The organism is Peterkaempfera griseoplana, assembly GCF_001418575.1.
Lineage (GTDB): Bacteria > Actinomycetota > Actinomycetes > Streptomycetales > Streptomycetaceae > Peterkaempfera > Peterkaempfera griseoplana.
On the sequence record NZ_LIQR01000605.1, the window covers coordinates 1 to 227 of the forward strand.

Genomic DNA, 227 nt, shown 5'->3' on the forward strand with positions numbered 1-227 from the left:
CTTCGCCTCCCGGGCGGTGCGGCCTCCGCCGCCCGCTCTCGTTGCCCCTCCCCGGGCCCGGGTGCGTATCCGGCGTGCCGCGTACCTGCCGGAGCGGCCGTCCCGGCAGCGCCGCACCCACTCCGGGCGGCGACCGCCGGCTGCTCCGGACCGACCGCGGGGCTCAGGGCGACGGCAAAGGCCCCGCCCCCCGCCGGCCGGGCCGGGCCGGGCAGCCTGCGCCCAGT